This window comes from Methanosarcina barkeri MS (genome assembly GCF_000970025.1).
Classification (GTDB): Archaea; Halobacteriota; Methanosarcinia; order Methanosarcinales; family Methanosarcinaceae; genus Methanosarcina; species Methanosarcina barkeri.
This window is the reverse complement of the sequence record NZ_CP009528.1, coordinates 720,904-739,820: the sequence shown is the minus strand read 5'-3', so window position 1 is coordinate 739,820 and position 18,917 is coordinate 720,904. Positions and strand designations below refer to the sequence as shown.

General features: G+C 39.9%; 16 protein-coding genes. 14 read left to right on the top strand and 2 right to left on the bottom strand.

Features of this window, described 5'->3' with window-relative positions:
• The first annotated feature begins 79 nt into the window (after positions 1-79).
• Positions 80-2,383, top strand: a complete 2,304-nt coding sequence (hypF, locus tag MSBRM_RS03110; RefSeq protein WP_048154495.1) for a carbamoyltransferase HypF — start codon at positions 80-82, stop codon at positions 2,381-2,383.
• Positions 2,384-2,622: 239 nt separating this feature from the next.
• Entirely contained in the window at positions 2,623-3,078 is a 456-nt protein-coding gene (locus MSBRM_RS03105; RefSeq protein ID WP_048119913.1) for a DUF1699 family protein, read from the top strand.
• A 32-nt stretch (positions 3,079-3,110) separates the two neighbouring features.
• Here MSBRM_RS03105 and MSBRM_RS03100 read toward each other — a convergent pair whose 3' ends face one another.
• Positions 3,111-4,364, bottom strand: coding sequence for a coiled-coil domain-containing protein (locus MSBRM_RS03100; RefSeq protein ID WP_048119915.1), 1,254 nt, complete (start codon positions 4,362-4,364; stop codon positions 3,111-3,113).
• A gap of 707 nt (positions 4,365-5,071) precedes the next feature.
• On the opposite strand from MSBRM_RS03100, the gene MSBRM_RS03095 reads away from it, so the two are divergent.
• The 9 genes from MSBRM_RS03095 (at position 5,072) to MSBRM_RS03060 (ending at position 12,551) form a co-directional block, all read left to right on the top strand.
• The gene (locus MSBRM_RS03095) at positions 5,072-5,317 is read left to right on the top strand and encodes a hypothetical protein (protein WP_011305415.1); all 246 of its coding nucleotides are present in this window, start codon (positions 5,072-5,074) and stop codon (positions 5,315-5,317) included.
• Between the two features lie 270 nt (positions 5,318-5,587).
• Positions 5,588-5,731, top strand: coding sequence for a hypothetical protein (locus tag MSBRM_RS19965; RefSeq protein ID WP_155396495.1), 144 nt, complete (start codon positions 5,588-5,590; stop codon positions 5,729-5,731).
• A 60-nt stretch (positions 5,732-5,791) separates the two neighbouring features.
• On the top strand, positions 5,792-6,022 hold the full coding sequence (locus tag MSBRM_RS03090) for a hypothetical protein (RefSeq protein ID WP_048119917.1): 231 nt from the start codon (positions 5,792-5,794) through the stop codon (positions 6,020-6,022).
• 700 nt (positions 6,023-6,722) lie between these two features.
• Entirely contained in the window at positions 6,723-7,130 is a 408-nt protein-coding gene (locus tag MSBRM_RS03085; RefSeq protein WP_011305413.1) for a DUF1699 family protein, read from the top strand.
• A gap of 533 nt (positions 7,131-7,663) precedes the next feature.
• Positions 7,664-8,533, top strand: coding sequence for a transglutaminase-like domain-containing protein (locus tag MSBRM_RS03080; RefSeq protein ID WP_048154493.1), 870 nt, complete (start codon positions 7,664-7,666; stop codon positions 8,531-8,533).
• A 272-nt stretch (positions 8,534-8,805) separates the two neighbouring features.
• Positions 8,806-9,243, top strand: a complete 438-nt coding sequence (locus tag MSBRM_RS03075) for a DUF2892 domain-containing protein (protein WP_048119921.1) — start codon at positions 8,806-8,808, stop codon at positions 9,241-9,243.
• 428 nt (positions 9,244-9,671) lie between these two features.
• On the top strand, positions 9,672-10,112 hold the full coding sequence (locus MSBRM_RS03070) for a DUF2267 domain-containing protein (RefSeq protein ID WP_048154489.1): 441 nt from the start codon (positions 9,672-9,674) through the stop codon (positions 10,110-10,112).
• A 490-nt stretch (positions 10,113-10,602) separates the two neighbouring features.
• Positions 10,603-12,216 (top strand): ammonium transporter, encoded by a 1,614-nt coding sequence (locus tag MSBRM_RS03065; RefSeq protein WP_069575199.1) that lies wholly within the window; start codon positions 10,603-10,605, stop codon positions 12,214-12,216.
• The gene (locus MSBRM_RS03060) at positions 12,213-12,551 is read left to right on the top strand and encodes a P-II family nitrogen regulator (RefSeq protein WP_048119925.1); all 339 of its coding nucleotides are present in this window, start codon (positions 12,213-12,215) and stop codon (positions 12,549-12,551) included. Before MSBRM_RS03065 ends, MSBRM_RS03060 begins: the two co-directional genes overlap by 4 nt.
• Before the next feature lie 234 nt (positions 12,552-12,785).
• Here MSBRM_RS03060 and MSBRM_RS03055 read toward each other — a convergent pair whose 3' ends face one another.
• On the bottom strand, positions 12,786-14,720 hold the full coding sequence (locus tag MSBRM_RS03055) for a heavy metal translocating P-type ATPase (protein WP_048119927.1): 1,935 nt from the start codon (positions 14,718-14,720) through the stop codon (positions 12,786-12,788).
• A gap of 435 nt (positions 14,721-15,155) precedes the next feature.
• On the opposite strand from MSBRM_RS03055, the gene cfbA reads away from it, so the two are divergent.
• The 3 genes from cfbA to cfbD all read left to right on the top strand — a co-directional run bounded on the left by cfbA (position 15,156) and on the right by cfbD (position 18,893).
• Positions 15,156-15,563 (top strand): sirohydrochlorin nickelochelatase, encoded by a 408-nt coding sequence (cfbA, locus tag MSBRM_RS03050; RefSeq protein ID WP_255361872.1) that lies wholly within the window; start codon positions 15,156-15,158, stop codon positions 15,561-15,563.
• 26 nt (positions 15,564-15,589) lie between these two features.
• Positions 15,590-17,122: a coenzyme F430 synthase gene (gene cfbE / locus MSBRM_RS03045; RefSeq protein ID WP_048154486.1), complete on the top strand. Its 1,533-nt coding sequence runs from the start codon at positions 15,590-15,592 to the stop codon at positions 17,120-17,122.
• A 658-nt stretch (positions 17,123-17,780) separates the two neighbouring features.
• The gene (gene cfbD, locus MSBRM_RS03040; RefSeq protein ID WP_048119934.1) at positions 17,781-18,893 is read left to right on the top strand and encodes a Ni-sirohydrochlorin a,c-diamide reductive cyclase catalytic subunit; all 1,113 of its coding nucleotides are present in this window, start codon (positions 17,781-17,783) and stop codon (positions 18,891-18,893) included.
• Positions 18,894-18,917 lie beyond the last annotated feature (24 nt).

Sequence of the window (18,917 nt, the reverse complement as noted above, 5' to 3'; positions counted from 1 at the left end):
TGAATCTATTTACGATGCTGCCAGGTACTTTTATTATTTAGAAAGCTATTTTAACGACAAACAGTAATCTCTACTTTATATGCAAAACGAAGCGAGGCTTCTTCATATTACCGGTACTGTTCAAGGGGTAGGTTTTCGCCCTTTTATATATCAGCTTGCAAAAGTCCACGGGCTTTTCGGATATGTGAAAAATCTTGGAAATTATGTGGAAATCCTTATAGAAGGAAATAAGGAAAGCCTTGATAATTTCATTAAAGAACTCCCTGAAAAGAAACCTCCTCTGGCCAAAGTTAAGGAAATCAAAGCAAAAAATATCCCGTTTTTTGGGTATTCTAAATTTATTATCGTGCCCAGTGAATCCGGAGTTTTTGAAAATTCCATAATTCCTCCTGACACGGCTATTTGCGAACAGTGCAGGTCTGAGATTTTTGATCCTTCTTCCAGGTATTTTCATTATCCTTTTACGGTATGCACAAACTGCGGGCCCAGATATACAACCGTCCGAACCCTTCCTTATGACCGGGAAAATACCACTATGGCAGATTTTCCTCTTTGTCCGGAATGTGAAACTGAATATACTGACCCTCTCAACCGGAGATATCATGCCCAGCCTGTCTGCTGCCCAAAGTGCGGGCCAGAGATCTGGCTCTCAGACCCAGAAGGAAATGTCCTGGTAAAGGGTTATGAAGCAATTGCACATGCTTCGGATCTCCTTCAACAAGGCTCAATTCTTGCTATAAAAGGATTTGGAGGTTTTCATATAGCCTGCAATGCGCGAAAGGAGGAGCCTGTAAAGGAGCTTAGAAGACGTTTAAGGCGCCCGGAACAACCTTTTGCGGTCATGGCAAAAAATGCAGAAGTTGCGGAAACCTTTGCAGAACTTGAAGGTGCAGGCAGGGAATACTTAACTTCTTACCGCCGGCCTATTACTGTGCTTCCCAGGTCAAAAGAATCCAGCCTGGCAGAATCGGTGACTTCTGGCCTGCACAATATAGGTGTTATGCTTCCATATACAGGCACGCAGAATCTGCTTTTTGACCGCGTACCTGATGCAGTATATGTTATGACCTCGGCAAACCTTCCGGGAAGGCCCATGGTTGTTGAGAATAAAGAGGCGCTTGATAAACTTAAAGGGATTGTCGATTATTACCTGCTGCACAACAGGGTTATTGCAAATCGAAATGATGATACGGTTATCAGAATTGTGAATGGAAAAGCAGCCTTTATTCGTCGTTCCCGCGGCTTTGTACCTGAGCCCGTAGAGCTGCCTTTTGAAGTTAAAGCTTCTATAGGTGTGGGGGCTGAAATGAATTCTACGGTTACTGTGGCAAAAGGAAAGCTTGCCTATGTATCTCAGTATATAGGAAATACCAGTCATGTAGAAACCTTCAGGTACCACTCCGAGGTTGTCAGACATCTTATCCAACTTACAGGAATCGAGCCCCTTTACTGGGGTTGTGACTTGCACCCTTCATTTAATACAACACGTTTTGCGCTAAAGATGGGAGGAGACGATACTCTTCAGGTTCAGCATCATCAAGCTCACATGTTAGCGCTTATGGCTGATAACTCCCTTCCCCTGGATTCCCGAATTCTCGGAATTGCCCTTGATGGTGTAGGATATGGCACTGACGGTACAGTCTGGGGAGGGGAACTCTTTGAATCCTCTTACTTCGGATACGAACGTATAGGGCATTTACTCCCTCAGCCGATGCCAGGTGGAGACCTTGCTTCGCGGATACCTTCAAGAATGGTTTTGGGGATTCTTTTTGAGAAACTTGGGAGAGCAGAATTGGAAAAACTTCCCCTTGCTTTTCCGAAAGGAGACAGGGAGTTTTCAACTGTGATGAAACAGCTTGAAACCGGGGTAAATGTTGCTCGAAGTAGCAGTACCGGACGAGTACTGGATGCAGCAGCTGCCCTGCTCGGGATCTGCGAGATGAGAACCTATGACGGGGAGCCATCAATGAAACTCGAATCTGCCGCAACGAAGAGTACCCATTCCATAGATCTTCCTATCATTTTCAAGAAAGATAGAGAATCTGGAGTTCCTTTACTTGACACCACCGAGCTTCTTCTGGGGGTATATGAGCTTTCAGGAAAGTACTCCCCTACTGATCTTGCTTTTGCGGTTGAGGAAAGCCTTGCGACGGGAATTTCAGAACTTGCCATCTCTCTTGCCGCAAAAAGAGGGCTTGAAAAGATAGGTCTTAGTGGAGGAGTTGCCTATAACAATCACATCACTTCATGCATTGCAAGAACTGTTACAGAAGCGGGTTTTGAATTCCTGGCTCACCGTAAGATTCCCTGTGGAGATGGATGTATTTCATTCGGGCAAGCTCTTGCGGCAGGGTTGAGCATAAAACCTGAGAGTGAGTTTTAAAAACTTTTCTGTCCACTTAAAAACTTTTCTGTTCGTCGGGCATACGATTTCTTAGTAAATATGTTTATATTTACTTATAAAGGTTTATATTTGGCATAATTTCAGCATCCCTCTATTTATTCACTCGTTTTTTAGAAAAGTTTGTGTATTCATGATTTTATTGTACTGAAATTTGATTAGAAAGACTGAAATACAAAATTAAATAAATGATACATACTTAGATAGAAAAGGGAGCATAAATGGGGCTAGGTAGTGTACGCATCAGAGTCGTGACAAGCAGGGATGAGATTTCCGGCCTGGAGGCAGAGGAGAAAGCAGTACATCTTGCGTTTAGACCTTCGGATAGAGATCTTTTTAGTCTGGTCAAGACATGTCCTGAGATTGAGTTACTTCAACTTCCCGCATCTTCCTACGAGGGACTCTCTAAATTTATCAGAATGTACCTCGCGTCTTCAGGTATTCATCTGGTAAAAGGAGATGTAAGCGGGCACTGGCACGATCTTAACAATTACTTTGTAATACCCGCTTACGTGCTTGAAAAAATAAATGAACTGAAAGTTCAGGGAAGAACCGAAGAAGAAATAATAGGTGAAATTACACATATAAGAAAAATTAGCCCTGATATGATTCTTCATTTACTTCATAGCTCTTTTCTGACATCAGGCCCTGAGCGACCGCGAATGAACAAAGTTTAAATAGAAGAATTCTGGCTTTTTTTCAGTTGGGTTTATAGACGCTTCCACCATTTTTTTGAGGCTTTCTGTTCTTCTATCTGCCTTAACCCCTCAGATGCCAGTTTTTGCTGCATTTTATATTTCCGATTTTCCTCACTAACCCTCGAAAAAGCTTCCTCTTTACTTACGAGGGTTCCTTTTAACTGTTTTATAAATTCTTCTTTTTCTCGAAGCTGAACTGCCAGTTTTTCTTCTCCTTCAAAAGCGGAGAGCTGCTTCTCAAGTGTTTTTACTTTTTCTTCGGCTGTGGTAAGCATAGTTTCAAGAGTATTTATTTTCCTTTCTTTCAAGGTAAGCTTCTCTTCAATTTTTTTCATATCTCCAGCCCTTGTAATAACCTCTTCAGCCAGGGTCTTAAGATCTTTATCTTTTATAGAAATATTTTCATCAAGCTCTTCTACCTCTCTTTCTTTTGCTGAAAGGTTCTCGGTAAGGATCTTTATGTTTTCTACCTTCTCCCCAAGTTCTTCGGTAAGATCCTTAATTCTGTCTTCTTTTTCTATGATTCTGGACTCAAGGTGTAGGACTTCTTCACTTTTTTCCGCAAACTTTTCCTGAAGGGCTCGCAGTTCCGACTCGTTCTTAAGAAGAAGTTTTTCACGTGCTCCAAATTCTGTATTCAGCCTTACAATTTCATTTTCCCTACCTGCAGCCTGTCGATCAAGTTCTTTTATTTTCTGGATTTTGTCCTCAAGCTCAGCTTCCAGTTTGCTCATTTCTTTCAGCTTATTGTCAGGCTGGTTATAAACAGAGTTCATTGGTAAGCTTTCTTTATTCTCTTCAACGGTAAAAGCCAGAGAAGTTTCTTTTTTACTTTCAGAAGTATGCAGTTCTTTTTCCTCGGAAAGGAGACCGATCTGTCCCCGTGTGTTTTCACAAATTTCAGCCCAGTCAAGGATGGAAGCTACAGGAGTAACTCTCTTAAGTACGGGATCGCCTATCTTGCAGCCGTAAACTTTACTGGCAATATAACCTTCCAGGGTATCAAGGCCAAGATTTGGATCTCCCAATTTCGAGTTTGTCGCATTTCCTTTCTTTACCTTCCCGCCATGTTCCTTTATACAATTGACAGCTTCGGTAAAGAGTTTCCAGGGGAGAAATGGTTCTTTTTTCAGGTTGTCAACATAGACTCCATCCGTTTCGGATCGGGCTTCAAAAAATTTTTTCCCGCTCATCAGCGGAATCTTTGCCGGATTTCCTTTCTTATCGAATTGACTCTTTATTTTTGAGATAACAGGATCTTCCATGCATGAGCCTCTTCAAGGTAATATTGAAGGTATATTGAGCATGACATTTTATAAAAGTTATGTGATTTTTGATATCTCTTAAAGCTAACACTGCCTTTTGAAAAGAACAGGCATGGTTTTCTTCAGAACAAAATTCCGTTTAGTCAGAGATATTCCTGGCAAGAATATGAAAAGTATATAATTTATGGAGTCACGATATCGAGCTTTTAAACCTTTTTTAAACTGTTAGAAAGATTTATATCAGTTAGAATACAATCTATATCTATTATCTTATTAAGATAATATGCAAAGATATATGCCTTGCATTACAATCAAACACTTGCTGTCGGGGAGAAATTACGTTTACGACAAATTTACGCCTTTCGATAACAGGTGCATGTCTATGTTCTTGGCTGGTCGGCTAGTAATAGTGCAAAAACGGATTAACAGCCTTTCAAACAGCAAGAACATCTGAGACTATTACCCCCACTTTACAGTCAATGACATCGCCTTTGGAATGATCTGATCATCCTCAGATTGGCTTCGCAGCAATAGCTGCAATTCTCGTATTTATACTCGGACACGATCCTGACACCGTTCTGGGTATTATGGCTCCCGGACTGCATGCACTCAGGTTTCAAGATGTAGAATTGGAAAATTCTATGGAAGAGAGTGCAGAAAATTCAACCCATTTGGATATATAAGAAAATAAACGGAGGAATAAAAACTTGGTAGATGGTGCAACAGCAAATCTATTCCTGGACGCAGCAGGAGCAAAAGCAGTCGGTGCATCAATTGCAATCGCATTAACCGGGATTGCGTCCGCAATAGCTGAAAAAGATATTGGTACAGCAGCAATCGGCGCAATGGCAGAAAACGAAGGATTATTCGGTAAGGGTCTGATCCTTACTGTTATTCCAGAAACCATTGTTATATTCGGTCTCGTCGTCGCACTGCTTATCAATTCTGCTTAAGTTTGATAAGGACCAGATGATACTCTTTGTGTGTTTATCGTGCCTGCAACTGTGAGACATTTTCTAGAGTATACTGGCCCTGCATTTGGAAGAATTCAATGATTGTAAATACTCTTCAGGAGGCGGATCTAGCGAAATTCAGAGTAAAGTCTTGGTATGTGGACATGGTCTTTATGCACATCATGTTTGTAGTGATTTTTTATGTCATTTACATATACATAGTGCCGACCATAGTCCCCGTTTAATTGGTGAAACATCCCAGTTTATAGTATGTCGGAAAGTAAAAGAATTTTAGGAGCAAGGTATGAAATTGTAGATGAAATAGGAAAACCAGAGTTCTTGATTGGAACAAAATTCTATAAATCTCCTAAAAAATTCTATCATTCTGGGAAATTAAAAAGCATTCTGCTTTAAAAAGTAAGGAAACGCCTTAAAGCCCTTGTTCAAAAACACAGGTTTGAGGAGGTGACTGACTTGGAAGAAGTGATAAACGCTCATATGGAACAGAATAAAAAGATAAGTGAAGGAATAAAGTCGCAGATCGAACCCACTCGTAAAAACAGGGAATTTGACAGTTCTGCAGACAATTCTCAAAGGAGAGGAATCAGGTCCAGGGCCTATTATCTGGATGTTATTTTCGTTCAGATTATACTTCTGCTGTTGCTATATGGGGTCTCTGTAGTGGTGGTTCATACACTGGTCTGAATACCTTATTCCAACTTTGAAGAAAATTAAATTTCTCTTCGGTGGAGTGCTTTTTCTTCTACCGAATACTTCCATATTTTAGATGTGTTCTTCCTTTTTACTACATTGAGAATGTTTCTTTTGTTATTCTACAATTGCTAAATTACTGCTTCTTTTTGTATCTAGTACATTGATCTCAAATATATATATAATAAGAAAATAATTATAATTTATGACTCAAGTATTATTTTAAAGTCCGATGGAATCCTGTAACATGGAAAACGCAGCCGGTCGCGGAGCGATTCGATCTGGATATTACAATCAAGGAAGCACGGAAGACACGAAAAAACACATATCAAAACATACAAAATCAAGTTAATTTTTTATAATATTTGAAAATTTATCTTCTTGTTTTTAAATATCTTCACTCCTAAAATTGCCCTGACTTGATGAAAACAGAATTATTTCAAACAAAATTCTGGATTTTTTATGAATTTTGCTCATAACACAACCTCAAAATCTCTCAAATATTTTTTTAAGTTTTTTTAAAAACACTGTTATACATACTGATTTTTATTAATTAGAGAGGGATCTTAAAAAAACACTTGAAAAAACGTAAATAAAAATTCTTTTTAAATGATACAGGTAATTATAGAAAAATATTTAATGAAGAGTTTTTTACTATCAAGCGAAAAAAATAGATAGATCTGGAGGTTAAACTTTGAAAATAAGAGTTGTGAGTTCAAGAGAAGAAATCTTTACACTGAATCCAAATGAGAGAATAGTGCATCTGGCTTTTAGGCCTTCAAACAAGGATATTTTTTCACTTGTTGAGAACTGTCCAAAGATTGAAGTTATACAGCTTCCTAAATCTTACAGGCGTACAGTCTCAAAATCCATAGAGATGTTCCTTGAAATGCAGCGTATCCAGCTTATCGAAGGCGATGTCTGGGGCCACAGGAAAGACATAAATGAGTATTATCGTATTCCTTCATCAATAATCGAAGAAATAAGAGAGCTGAAGACTGAAGGTAAATCTACTGAAGCCATTGAGGAAAAGGTTTCAAGAGAAAGCAAACTTAATCCTGAAATGGTTGCTTACATCCTTAGAAAGGATGTAGCAGCCTGAAAAGCTGAAGTAGTAGTTTAACTTCTCTTCATTTTTCTTTCTTTTTTATATATTATTTTCGTTCTTTTTTATATTTTATTTATTATTAGTTTACAATTCATATTCTTTTTATAAACCCATTATTTCTTTGAAATCTGCTCTTTTTAAAATTTGAATATCTTATAATTGTAATCTTCTTTATTTTTTTAACTTAATAACATTTTAAATTTTATATATTTATAACGTTTAATACTTATAAAATTTTATTTTCTTTTCATTTAATAAGTTTTTACCTTTTTTTCAATAGTGCTTTTGAATCTTTTGTAGACCTTAATAGTATAACTTAAATTAAATGGAAAAAGCATGACTTTCTGCTGGATATAGCAAGGATCTTGATGGTTTTGATTATAAAGCTGGTTTCGGGATAAGCTCAAAATAAAATAGCTTACAAATTTATACTTTGCAGGTTTATAGCTACGAATCTGCGTATATAAATTAATACATTCTTTGCACTGCATTTAATTTCACTTATATTAATCCGGGAAGTCGACAAAGTGATCAGGACAAACTTTTTAAAATTATTGAGTTTTATTATTCTTTTTGCACTTGCTTCCGGATGTATATATCCTGATGCTACCGATAAAATTCCTGTAGCTGGTCTGAACTCCGAAGACTTGATAAAGGATTTACAGAATTCAACACCCAATAGAACGGATAACCCTTTGCCTGATGAGACAGGATTAGGAGAACAAAATAAGACAGAAGAGAATAAGAGCACTGCATACCTGACCGATTCTAGATCTCCAAAAATACCAGAGGTTCCGACATATCATGAAGAAAAAACAAACGTCGTCTATCCCAGGGAATACAGGTTACTGTCCATAAATTTCCAGAGAGGTATTGGATCAGGAAATGAGAAAATTGAATCCGAAGTTTTCAATATAACCGGAAAAACTTCAGGATACAATATTAAAGACGCCTGTGATGTTTTTGATTACGTGAACCAGCATTGGGAGTATCGTTATGAAAAAAACGGTGAGTTTTTCTTCGATGCCTCACAGACTATAAATGAAGGTTATAAAGGAGACTGTGACGACTATTCCATAGTCATGTCTGCCCTTTTAAAGAATATGGGATTCAATACAAGAGTCGTTACTGCAACAAACGAGAGCTACGGACATGCCTATCCTGAACTTTACATAGGAGATAATAACGAAAATACATCTGAAATTCTCAGGTATCTACAGAGTAGATATTACTATGCTGAAAATATCTGGTACTCAGGCAGAGAGCTTAAAGATGGGAAGATTCAGTACTGGCTGAATTTTGACTGGAGCGGGTCAAATGGTTATAGACATCCTGGAGGCATATATTTTAAAGGAGCAGAGATAATCTATTACCCTAATGGACTAATCGAGTTATGAAACAGGAGATAATCGAGTTATGAAACAGGAAATAAACAAGTATTTCTCCTGGTAATCCTTTTTTAATACATAAAAATCTACTTTTTCCCGTAATATCTCAGAAAACAAAAAAATGGGGAAAAGTGTATTCACTTCTTTTTCGCTTACAAAACCAAGTTCTGAAACTAAGTTTTTCTGATTAACTTTATATTCGCAAACCCCTACCCTCTTTCATAAAAAGGCAATTCAGGCCTGATTATACATTGAAAAAAGATTATTAAGAGGGGAATTTTATGGAAGTGAGCAATTACAGTGAACTCATAAGAGGGGATAGGGTACGGGCAAATACGCCTCCTGAGATTAATCAGGCAATAGATACAGAAATAGCTGCAATGGTCAGGTTTTATGCGAGCAAGACCGACTATGAAATAGGCAAAAGGATTGAAGAGCTTGATAAGGAGTGGGATATAGGACGCATTATGGAAATTCGCGTATCTACAGTTTCTTTAATTGGAATAATACTTGGCTTAAAAAGAAGCAAAATATGGCTTATCTTACCCACAATAGCTTCAGCTTTCCTGCTCCAGTACGCTGTGCAGGGCTGGTGCCCTCCTGTATCTATACTAAGAGGACTTGGATTCCGTACGAGACAGGAAATAGATCTGGAAAAATATGCACTTAAGACTTTGCGCGGAGATTTTGATACGATTGCACCTCAGGAGAGCAATTAAACCGCGCAAAAGAGATTAGAACTGAGAGTAGAAATATCAAACAAATGCAGTAAAAATGCAGTAAAAATGCAGATTCAATAAATATACTCATAAAAGTACCTAATATAATTATAGGAAAAATGCATGAAGTTTACTTTTTTGCAAGTTCAGTTCAGGGAACCTTTTAGTTACTATCTGAAACTGTTTAAATTTGAACTTTCCTGCACTTAGTCATTTTTGGGAACTTGTCCTGGTGGTCTGTAAAAATAGAGTTTTTTTCGGTTTCCAGATCCCTAAATCTGGCCATGACCCGGACTTCCTCTTCTAGTTTTGTCCTTAGATATTATTATATAAATACAACTCATAATTTATTTTGTCAAATGATATCTAATTACCTAATGATATTATTTGCCTAACGACATTTGTTTTCAATCTTTGGGGGAATTGAAATGACTACGGGAGTAAAGAATCTTGAAAACAGTATAGATTTAACCAATATATGGCTCAGGGATATTCTGACCCAGTTGAAATGGCAGAGCAAGGATAGTGCATATCAGGCATTGAGGGGTACATTGCACGCTATCCGGGACAGGCTTCCGGTAGAAGAAGCAGTTGATCTTGCTTCACAGTTGCCCCTTATAATTAAAGGAATATATTATGACGGCTGGACTCTCAGAGATAAGCCCGAGAAATTCAAAAAAGAAGAGTTTGCCAGAAGAGTGCACGCACAATTTGAGTTCGATAAGAATGTAAACCCGGCTGAAGTTATTCGGGCTGTCCTGTGGGTCATGTACATGCACATTGGAGAAGGCGAACTTCGGGATGTAAAATTTAATATGCCAAAAGAGATTCAGGAGTGGTTTCCGGAAGAGATCGCGCCAAAAGGATGAAAACGCATGAATTTAAACTGAAATTTTTCTCTGGAATCCGTTAACCTTTTTATCAATTTAGGATTTTTCTTCTTCCTGATCTTTCATGTAAAGACAACTTTTCTTCAGATCTATATAAACGTTCTCTCAAGGTTCCGTTCTTAAAATTTAAAGTATACGGCTTTTTATACACTACTATTGCTGCTCATTCTCACATGCATCCAGCTTGAGTATTCATTTACTTTTAACACATTTATATAATATTTATTTATAGAGTTTCGATATATTAATAAATTATAAAATAGGAAGTCATATTCCCACTCATCCGAAATATTAATATAGAACTATAAGGAAATAAACTGCTGGTGATATGATATAGGGCTATTAGACGGATGATATACAGAGAATAAGATAATACGATCTCGCATGTCACATAATAAGATAATACGACCTCGCATGTCGCTGACCGCCTATTATTAAAGCCCGAATGGAAAATTAAGGAGTCAATGGAATGCGGAAAAAAATAAACGAGTTATTTGTTAGTTTTTTGGTACTCTTTATTTTGGTCGTTGTTTTTCCGGCCATAGTGCTGGCGGACCAGCAGGCAGATCCTACGGGAGCTGATACGGATTATTCTGGCTATGTAGCGGCGAGCACCGAGGATGCACCTTCTTTAGCAGATGTGACCAGTGCTGTAGGACATAACAGCGTAGCCATAAATATAATGTGGACACTGCTCGCGGGTTTCCTGGTTATGTTCATGCAGGCCGGGTTTGCGATGGTCGAAACCGGGTTCGTCCGTGTGAAGAATGTCGCGCATACGATGTCTATGAACTTCTTTGTATATCCACTGGGTATGTTAGGGTTCTTCCTCACGGGTTTTGCCATCATGTTCGGAGGTTTTGGCCCCCTAGCTACGTTGGGAGGCTATACAGGACTTAATCAAGAGTTTACTATTAACCTTTTAGGGCATCCGTTCGGGCTTTTTGGAATGACTGGATTTGCGTTGATAGGCACTTATGATGTTGGTGTATTCGCCTTATTCTTATTCCAGATGGTCTTCATGGATACTACCGCGACAATTCCTACCGGAGCACTGGCAGAACGATGGAAATTCCTGGCGTTCTGTTTCATGGGATTTGCTATTGGTGCCTTTATATACCCACTCTTCGGCAACTGGGTGTGGGGCGGAGGTTGGCTGTCCCAGCTTGGAGTTAATTTCGGCCTGGGTAACGGCCATGTGGATTTCGCCGGCTCGTCGGTAGTGCATATGACCGGAGGAGTTATTGGCCTGGTAGGCGCATGGATTATCGGACCTCGTATAGGCAAGTATAACAAAGACGGTTCCGTCAATGCAATACCCGGTCACAGTATCCCTATGGCTATAATCGGTACCTTCATCCTTGCTTTCGGATGGTTTGGTTTCAATGCGGGCTCAACCATGGCAGGTGAAGACCTGAGACTAGCTGTTGTAGCCACAAACACTATGCTGGCCTCAGCTACCGGTGCTATTGCAGCTACGGCATGGATGTGGGCCGTGCGCACTAAAAAGCCAGATCCAGGTATGGCATGTAACGGTATGCTGGCAGGACTTGTCGCTATCACTGCACCCTGTGCATTTGTCAACCAGATAAGTGCTGCGATCATTGGCCTTGTTTCGGGCATTCTTGTAGTCGAATCAGTCTTCTTCATTGAGAGAAAGTTAAAAATCGATGATCCGGTTGGTGCTGTCTCTGTACACATGGTCAACGGCGCATGGGGCTGTCTAGCTCTAGGTCTGTTCGCAGACGGCAGCTATGGCGCCGGATGGAATGGAGTGCCTACTGCAGTTACCGGTTTATTCTACGGCCAGCCCCTACAGTTTGTGGCACAACTCATTGGTGTGGCTACCAACTTTATCGTAGTTGGCGGTCTGGCATTTATCATCTATAAGTTAATCAATCTGATAACGCCAATGCGTGTGAGCAGCGATGTAGAAATCGGAGGGCTTGATGTGCCTGAGGTAGGTTGCCCTGGTTATGTTGGAGATCTTCCTGAGACTGGAATGAATAAAAGCCCTGAACCGAGTCAAATTCGTGGCCAGATAGCGTTAACGACCGAGACTAAAAAGGGGAAGGCTATATGAAGAAAATAGAAGCGATCATCAGGCCCACAAAACTTGAAGAAGTAAAAGCCTCGCTTGAAGATGCCGGTTTCAATAGCCTCACAATTATTGACGTAAAAGGTCGCGGCCAGCAAAAAGGCATTATCCAGCAATGGAGAGGGCAGGAATATCGGGTTGATGCCCTACCGAAGACAAAGATCGAGTTGGTAGTAAACGATGAAGACGAGGATAAAGCTATCGATGTTATTGTTAGTTCAACAAGAACCGGCAACATTGGAGATGGTAAAATCTTTGTCTTGCCCGTAGAAAAGGTAATTAGGATAAGAACAGGTGAAAGAGATGGAAAGGCCATTTAAAGGCCTTTCCTATATAAATTTCCGGGTAAACGGACGCTATTTATAAACTTCCTGTACGCAGGTAAGTTCAGGAAATGGATTAAACAAGCAAATACACAGGTAAGCTCAGGAAACAAATGCAACCAAACAAAAGTACTCAAAGATAAGTAGCAACCATCTACTAATGTAAAAAATATATCAACCATCTACTAATGCAAGGTCAGGAAATAGCCCTGAGAGAATTTTTGTTCATTCTCAGTCTTTGGGACTGTACGTAATTAATCTGGCTGAGTTCATTATTACTGGAATTGATGAGAGTTCGTGTAATAATGCCCCTGTTACGGGTGTAAGTATGCCCGGTATAGTCAATATAACCGCCATTGAGAGGACGCTAAGCGAAAATACAACATTTTGCCAGATAGTGATTATTGCCTTCTTGGATACGCTTATAAGGTACGGAATTTTTAAAAGGTCATCGGATAATAGTCCAACTTCTGCTGTCTCTATTGCCACATCTGTTCCTGTAAGCCCCATAGCTATTCCTACATCAGCCGTGACAAGTACCGGACCATCATTAACACCGTCACCCACAAAGATAATTTTATGACCTTCAAGTTGTAGACGTTTCACAATTTCGACCTTTTCCTGGGGCATTACTTCAGCATATATTTCATTTATACCAAGGATTTTAGCTGCCTGTTCTGCAACTACTTTGCTGTCACCTGTAATCATTATTGTCTTTATTCCGAGTTTATGAAGGTTCTCGATGGACTTTTTTGACTCCGGCCTAATTCTATCCTCAAATGTTAGCAACCCTGCGATTTCGTTATCAATTCCTATCATGACTACATTACGGCCCAGTTGAGATTGTTTTTTAATGATTTCTTCAGCTTTATGAGAGATTAATATATTAAATTCAGAAGCTTGCTTCAGACGACCTACAAAGACGCTTTTTCCTTTAGCTTTAACCTTTATGCCGGTTCCTGATATGGATTCAAATGATTCCGGATCCTGTATTAAGAACCCCTTTTCTTCAGCAGCTTTGACAACAGCTTTTCCAAGCGGATGCTCACTGAACTTCTCTGCAATTGCAGCCAATAACAATAAGTCTTCATCTTTATTGTTGTTCAATGTTATAACGCTGGCAAGTTTTGGTTCACCGTGAGTAAGTGTCCCTGTCTTATCAAAAATAACAGTATCTATCCTGGCCATAGATTCTATCGTGGCTCCTTTTTTAATAAGATTGCCTCTTAACGCCGCATTACCAACCGAAGCCACAAGTGCCGTAGGTGTAGCAAGTACCATTACGCATGGACAGAATACTATTAGCATAGTAATTGCTCGTGTCAGATCTCCACTCCACCACCAGAGCAAGCCGCCCAAGATGATTGCAGTAGGCGTATAAAATTTAGCATGGTTGTTCAAGAGCCTCTCTATCTTTGGCTTTTGAATCTGCGCGTCCTCAATCAAGCGATGTATTTGTCCGATGGTTGTTTCACTTCCAACTTTAGTGGCCAGCACTTCCATTGCACCTACTTCATTAAGAGTACCTGCAAAAACATTATCTTCTTCCTGTTTATCAACTGGCAGGCTCTCTCCGGTAATAGCAGCCTGATTTACCGAAGCAGTGCCCGAAATAACAGTTCCGTCAACAGCAATACGTTCTCCCGACTTAACAAGGATTGTGTCCCCTACCTTAACTTCCTCAAGAGGCACTACAATATCATGTCCTTCACGCCTGACTGTGACTCTATCAGGCAATAGTTTCGCCAGAGATTCGAGTGCTTTTCCTGCTCTCGCAGAGACAAGTTCCTCAAGCATACCACCCAGAAGCAAAAGTACAGCTACGACTGCAGCAGCCGAATACTGCCCGATAGCAATAGCAGCAATTGTTGCGATAGTAACCGGAATATCAGCAGTAAAGTCCCTTTCTTTAATCCCCTGGTAAGCAGACCACCATATAAACGATGATCCAACCAATGCGGATAATAGATATAACCAGTTGCCTTCACCCATGCTATTTTCTGACAGCATGTTTTGCGGATAAACAGCTATCGCTATTATGAGCAAGACCCCGCTTGCCACAGTAAACAATGTTCCGGGGTCAAGTAAAAAATCCTGATAACGAGTAGCTAGGTTACGGATATAACTCCAAAAACCTTCAGTACGACTATAGTTGTTGTCTATCATATTATCTACCCAAATAAAAGCAAATTTAGATGTTAAAACCTATAAATATTAATAACATAAATCTATTATGATTTAATACGAAATAATAAAATTATGTTTAATAGTAAGAAACTAAAGTTGCGCTGGAGAAAGATATCTGAAGCAGTAATGGAAATTCGTCCAAAATAACAACTTTAGCCAAGGACAAAATAGCGTATATCAAATTTGAAAACAAAAACCTGAAATAAACCAGATAAATGTAGACAATTATGTTACAGACAATTATGTTACAAATTTACTAGAACTGTTGATTGCGCTCAGATCTATCAAAACTTTCTCCCGCTGTTATTTCTCAAAAGAATTTTCTCAAAAGAATTATATCATATAAATCCTAACTATGTTAAACTCTTCATTATTACAAATCCGAATGATTGTGTTAATCTTGAACAGACAGAGATTGAGGTTTTAAAAATGACAGAAAAACTCGGAATTCTGGCCATAGGCCATGGGAGCAAGCTGCCTTACAATAAGGAAGTAGTCACTCAGATCGCAGATCATATAGCACGGAAACACTCGGATGTCGTTGTCAGAGCCGGCTTTATGGAAAACAGTGAGCCAACCCTTGGAGAGGCAATCGAAGGCTTTTCTGGCACAGGCGTGACAAAAATTGCAGCAGTACCGGTTTTCCTGGCTTCTGGAGTTCATATCACAAAGGATATCCCCGAGATCCTGAGCCTGGACGAAAATGGCTGCGGTACCCTGGAAATTGACGGAAAAGCCGTTCCTCTGTGCTATGCAAACCCTCTTGGAGCCGATGAGCTTATCGCCGACCTTGTGTTCAAAAGGGTTCAGGAATCCCTTTAAAGTCTTACCTAAGGTCCGGTTTTATCATGGACCTGTATCGGAAGAAGTTCGCCGTGCTCGACCTGACCCACGGCGGCATTCCTATCGCAAAAAGCCTTGCAGCCGCTGGAAATGAAGTAAGCGGAATAGATGTATACAGGACAGTCAAGCCTGAAACGTTGCTTGAGCTTGAGGAGAAGTACGGGATACACTGCTCAAAAACTCCTCTTCCTGCATCAGAATTCGACTTGATTGTTGCGCCTGTACACCTCGATCTTGCCTATCCTATGCTTGTAGAAGCCAGGGCGCAGAAAAAAAACATCCTTTCGCACCATGAAATTGTCGGAGAAATTCTCAAAGGTGATTCAAGGCTTTCAGGCATAAAAACAGTCGAGATTACCGGCGTAAAAGCAAAAACAAGTACAGCATCCCTCCTGGCCGATATGCTCTCCAGGCAGTTTGAAGTAGTACTGCACACTTCACGGGGACTTGAATACTGGAAAGCGGGCGCTTCTTCTCTTATATACAAAGGCCTGAGCATAACTCCCGGAAGCATTCTGGTTGCCGTTGAGAAAACTTTTGAAGCCGAGTTCAGGCCGGATTTTTTTATCTTTGAGATCTCGATAGGAGGCACAGGCACTGCTGACCTGGGAATTCTTACAACCCTTTCCCCGGACTATGGGATTGCAAATAATACATCCCTTGCAAGCGAAGCAAAACTCCAGCTTATCAGAAATGCAAAACCTGGAAGTACTCTTCTAATCAATGCCAGAGCTGAAAAAGCCCTTAAAGCTGCAAAAAAAGACCAAATAAAGGTTTTAACCTTTAAAGACCATTTTAATGATCAGTTTTCCAAGACTCCAGGACAAATAGCTGACTTTGTACTGGAAACGGAACCAGGGACTTCAGCCTTATCAGTATCCTCAGAGTTAGTAATGCCTTCAGACTTACTAGGATCGTGTGATCTATCAGGTTCATCAATGCCAGCCGATTCAAGCAAATACCAGGCTTCTCCTACATCTTCAGGTTCCGGCATTCGCTTTATGCACAGGGGAAAGCAAATTTTATCAGCTTCCCTGCGTCCGGGATATAATGTTTCGGCTTACAGGACTGCTTTTGTCGCAGCGTCGGCAGCCGCCCTTGAACTTGGAACTAAACCTGAAGCTATTATTTCGGCAATTGAAGGATTCAAAGGGCTTTCAGGCAGGATGCAGGAAAAGGAAATGAATGGCATTTCCTTAATAGACAATTCCAACTCCGGAATGGATATCCTCTCGGCCGAAAAAGCCCTTGATTACGCTCTCCTTAAGAGAAAGGACGAAAAAAAGGAAGATATCATCCTTGTGCTGGGAGAAGAAGCCTCTCAGGTATGTGAAGGGTTGCCTCCTGAACTTGTACAGGGCTTTGTAGAAAAGTTCGGTGCAAAGTGTAAGCAGGTTATCCTGGTAGGAGAAAGGATGAAGGCAGTAAATGGAAAAAACATTTTTTATGCACGGAATCTTCCAGAAGGGCTTTCAAAAGCCTTAGAATTTGCAGGAGGCGACGATATAATACTCTCTTCGGTAAAATGCTTCCGTTAAAATTATTTAATAACTGTATAATGAGGTTCTTCACTGAGAAATAGTTAAGGAATTGTTGAAGAATTGTTGAAGAATTGTTGAAGAATTGTTGAAGAATTGTTGAAGAATTGTTGAAGAATTGTTGAAGAATTGTTGAAGAATTGTTGAAGAATTGTTGAAGAATTGTTGAAGAATTGTTGAAGAATTGTTGAAGAATTGTTGAAGAATTGTTGAAGAATTGTTGAAGAATTGTTGAAGAATTGTTGAAGAATTGTTGAAGAATTCCCAGAAATTCCGGTTAATTCGGGCAATTACAAGAATTATTCAGGAATTTTTGCTCAGGATAACAATTTCTAAGGATAACAATTTCTAAGGATAACAATTTCTAAGGATAACAATTTCTAATATACAAATATTTAATATAAAATTTGGATCCGAGCCTATTCCGGATACATGCCACAATAGGCTGCAGGCATTTGCCGATATTTTTATGATAGAGTTTTATACAGGATCTTCCAATCTGTATTCGTTTCCAGTACTCACTTTAATTTCAACTGATCGTGTTTCCCAATCCCATTTTACAGGTAATAGTTCATATCCTGAGGACACAGGAGTTTTCAGGGAAATGCGTTTTATCATTCTTATCAGTATCACTATTATCTAAACAAGAGGATTTGTTATGGCTGAAAAAGAGATTTCAATCATTCATCCCCGCCCAAGTTCCATAGTTGCGGCTCTTTACACTCTAAGAGACTTAAATGTTGATGTCGCTATCCTGCATGGGCCTCCAGGGTGTTCCTTTAAACATGCAAGGCTGCTCGAAGAAGACGGTATACATGTGGTTACCACAGGCCTTGATGAGAACAATTTCGTTTTTGGAGGACATGATAAACTTGTCCAACTTATCAACAAGTCAGTGGAACTTTTTAATCCTAAACTTATAGGAATTGTAGGAACCTGCCCCAGTATGATTATAGGGGAAGAAATGCATGATGCCGTGCTAGAGGCAAATCCTGATGTCCCTGTAATCGAAGTCGAGGTGCACGCAGGCTATCACGATAACACAAAAGGAGTACTCTTTGCCCTGGAATCCGCACTCGATGCAGGAATTATTGATCACAAAGAGTTCGAGCGTCAGAAATATCTCCTTGAAAAAGCTACAGAAGTAGAAAAAAAGCATGGAGCTGCAAGCAGGGAATACCTTGCTCCCTCCCGTGGGGATGTCAAATACAAAGCCGCACAGCGTGTAATTCAACTCCTCAAGGAAGACAAGAGGGGCCTTGTCATCATGAATGCCAAAAAAGAAACCGGCTACATGTTTGCAGACATTACCCTTGCAGTCAATGAGGTTGCAGAAGCTCTCGGGAAAAAAGAAAATCTTATCAATATGGCAAATATCGACCCGGAGCTCGGACTTCCCAGAGTCAGGCAGCATGCCAAGTATATAACGAGAGATCTCAAAGCACATGGGATTGAGGTACATGAAATCATTGGTGGCATGGACGAGTACCCTATTGCAGGCGAAAAGGTCAGCAAATTAATAAAAGAAAAATACAGTGACTTTGATTTTGCAGTCATTTCGGGTGTTCCACATGCAATCCCTATGGAGAACATAAAGAACATGGAACTGATTTCGATAACTAACGGCCCGAGACAGGTCCTGCCTTTAAAAGAGATGGGGCATGAGTATGTGCTGGTTGAAATCGACCTCCACCCGAAAACACTGGGAGTCAGTGGGATTGTGGAATCTGAGTTTGGGGCTACCTTAAGGGAAGTTGCAAAGGAAGCCTGAGCAAGAAGAGCCAGGATAAAATCA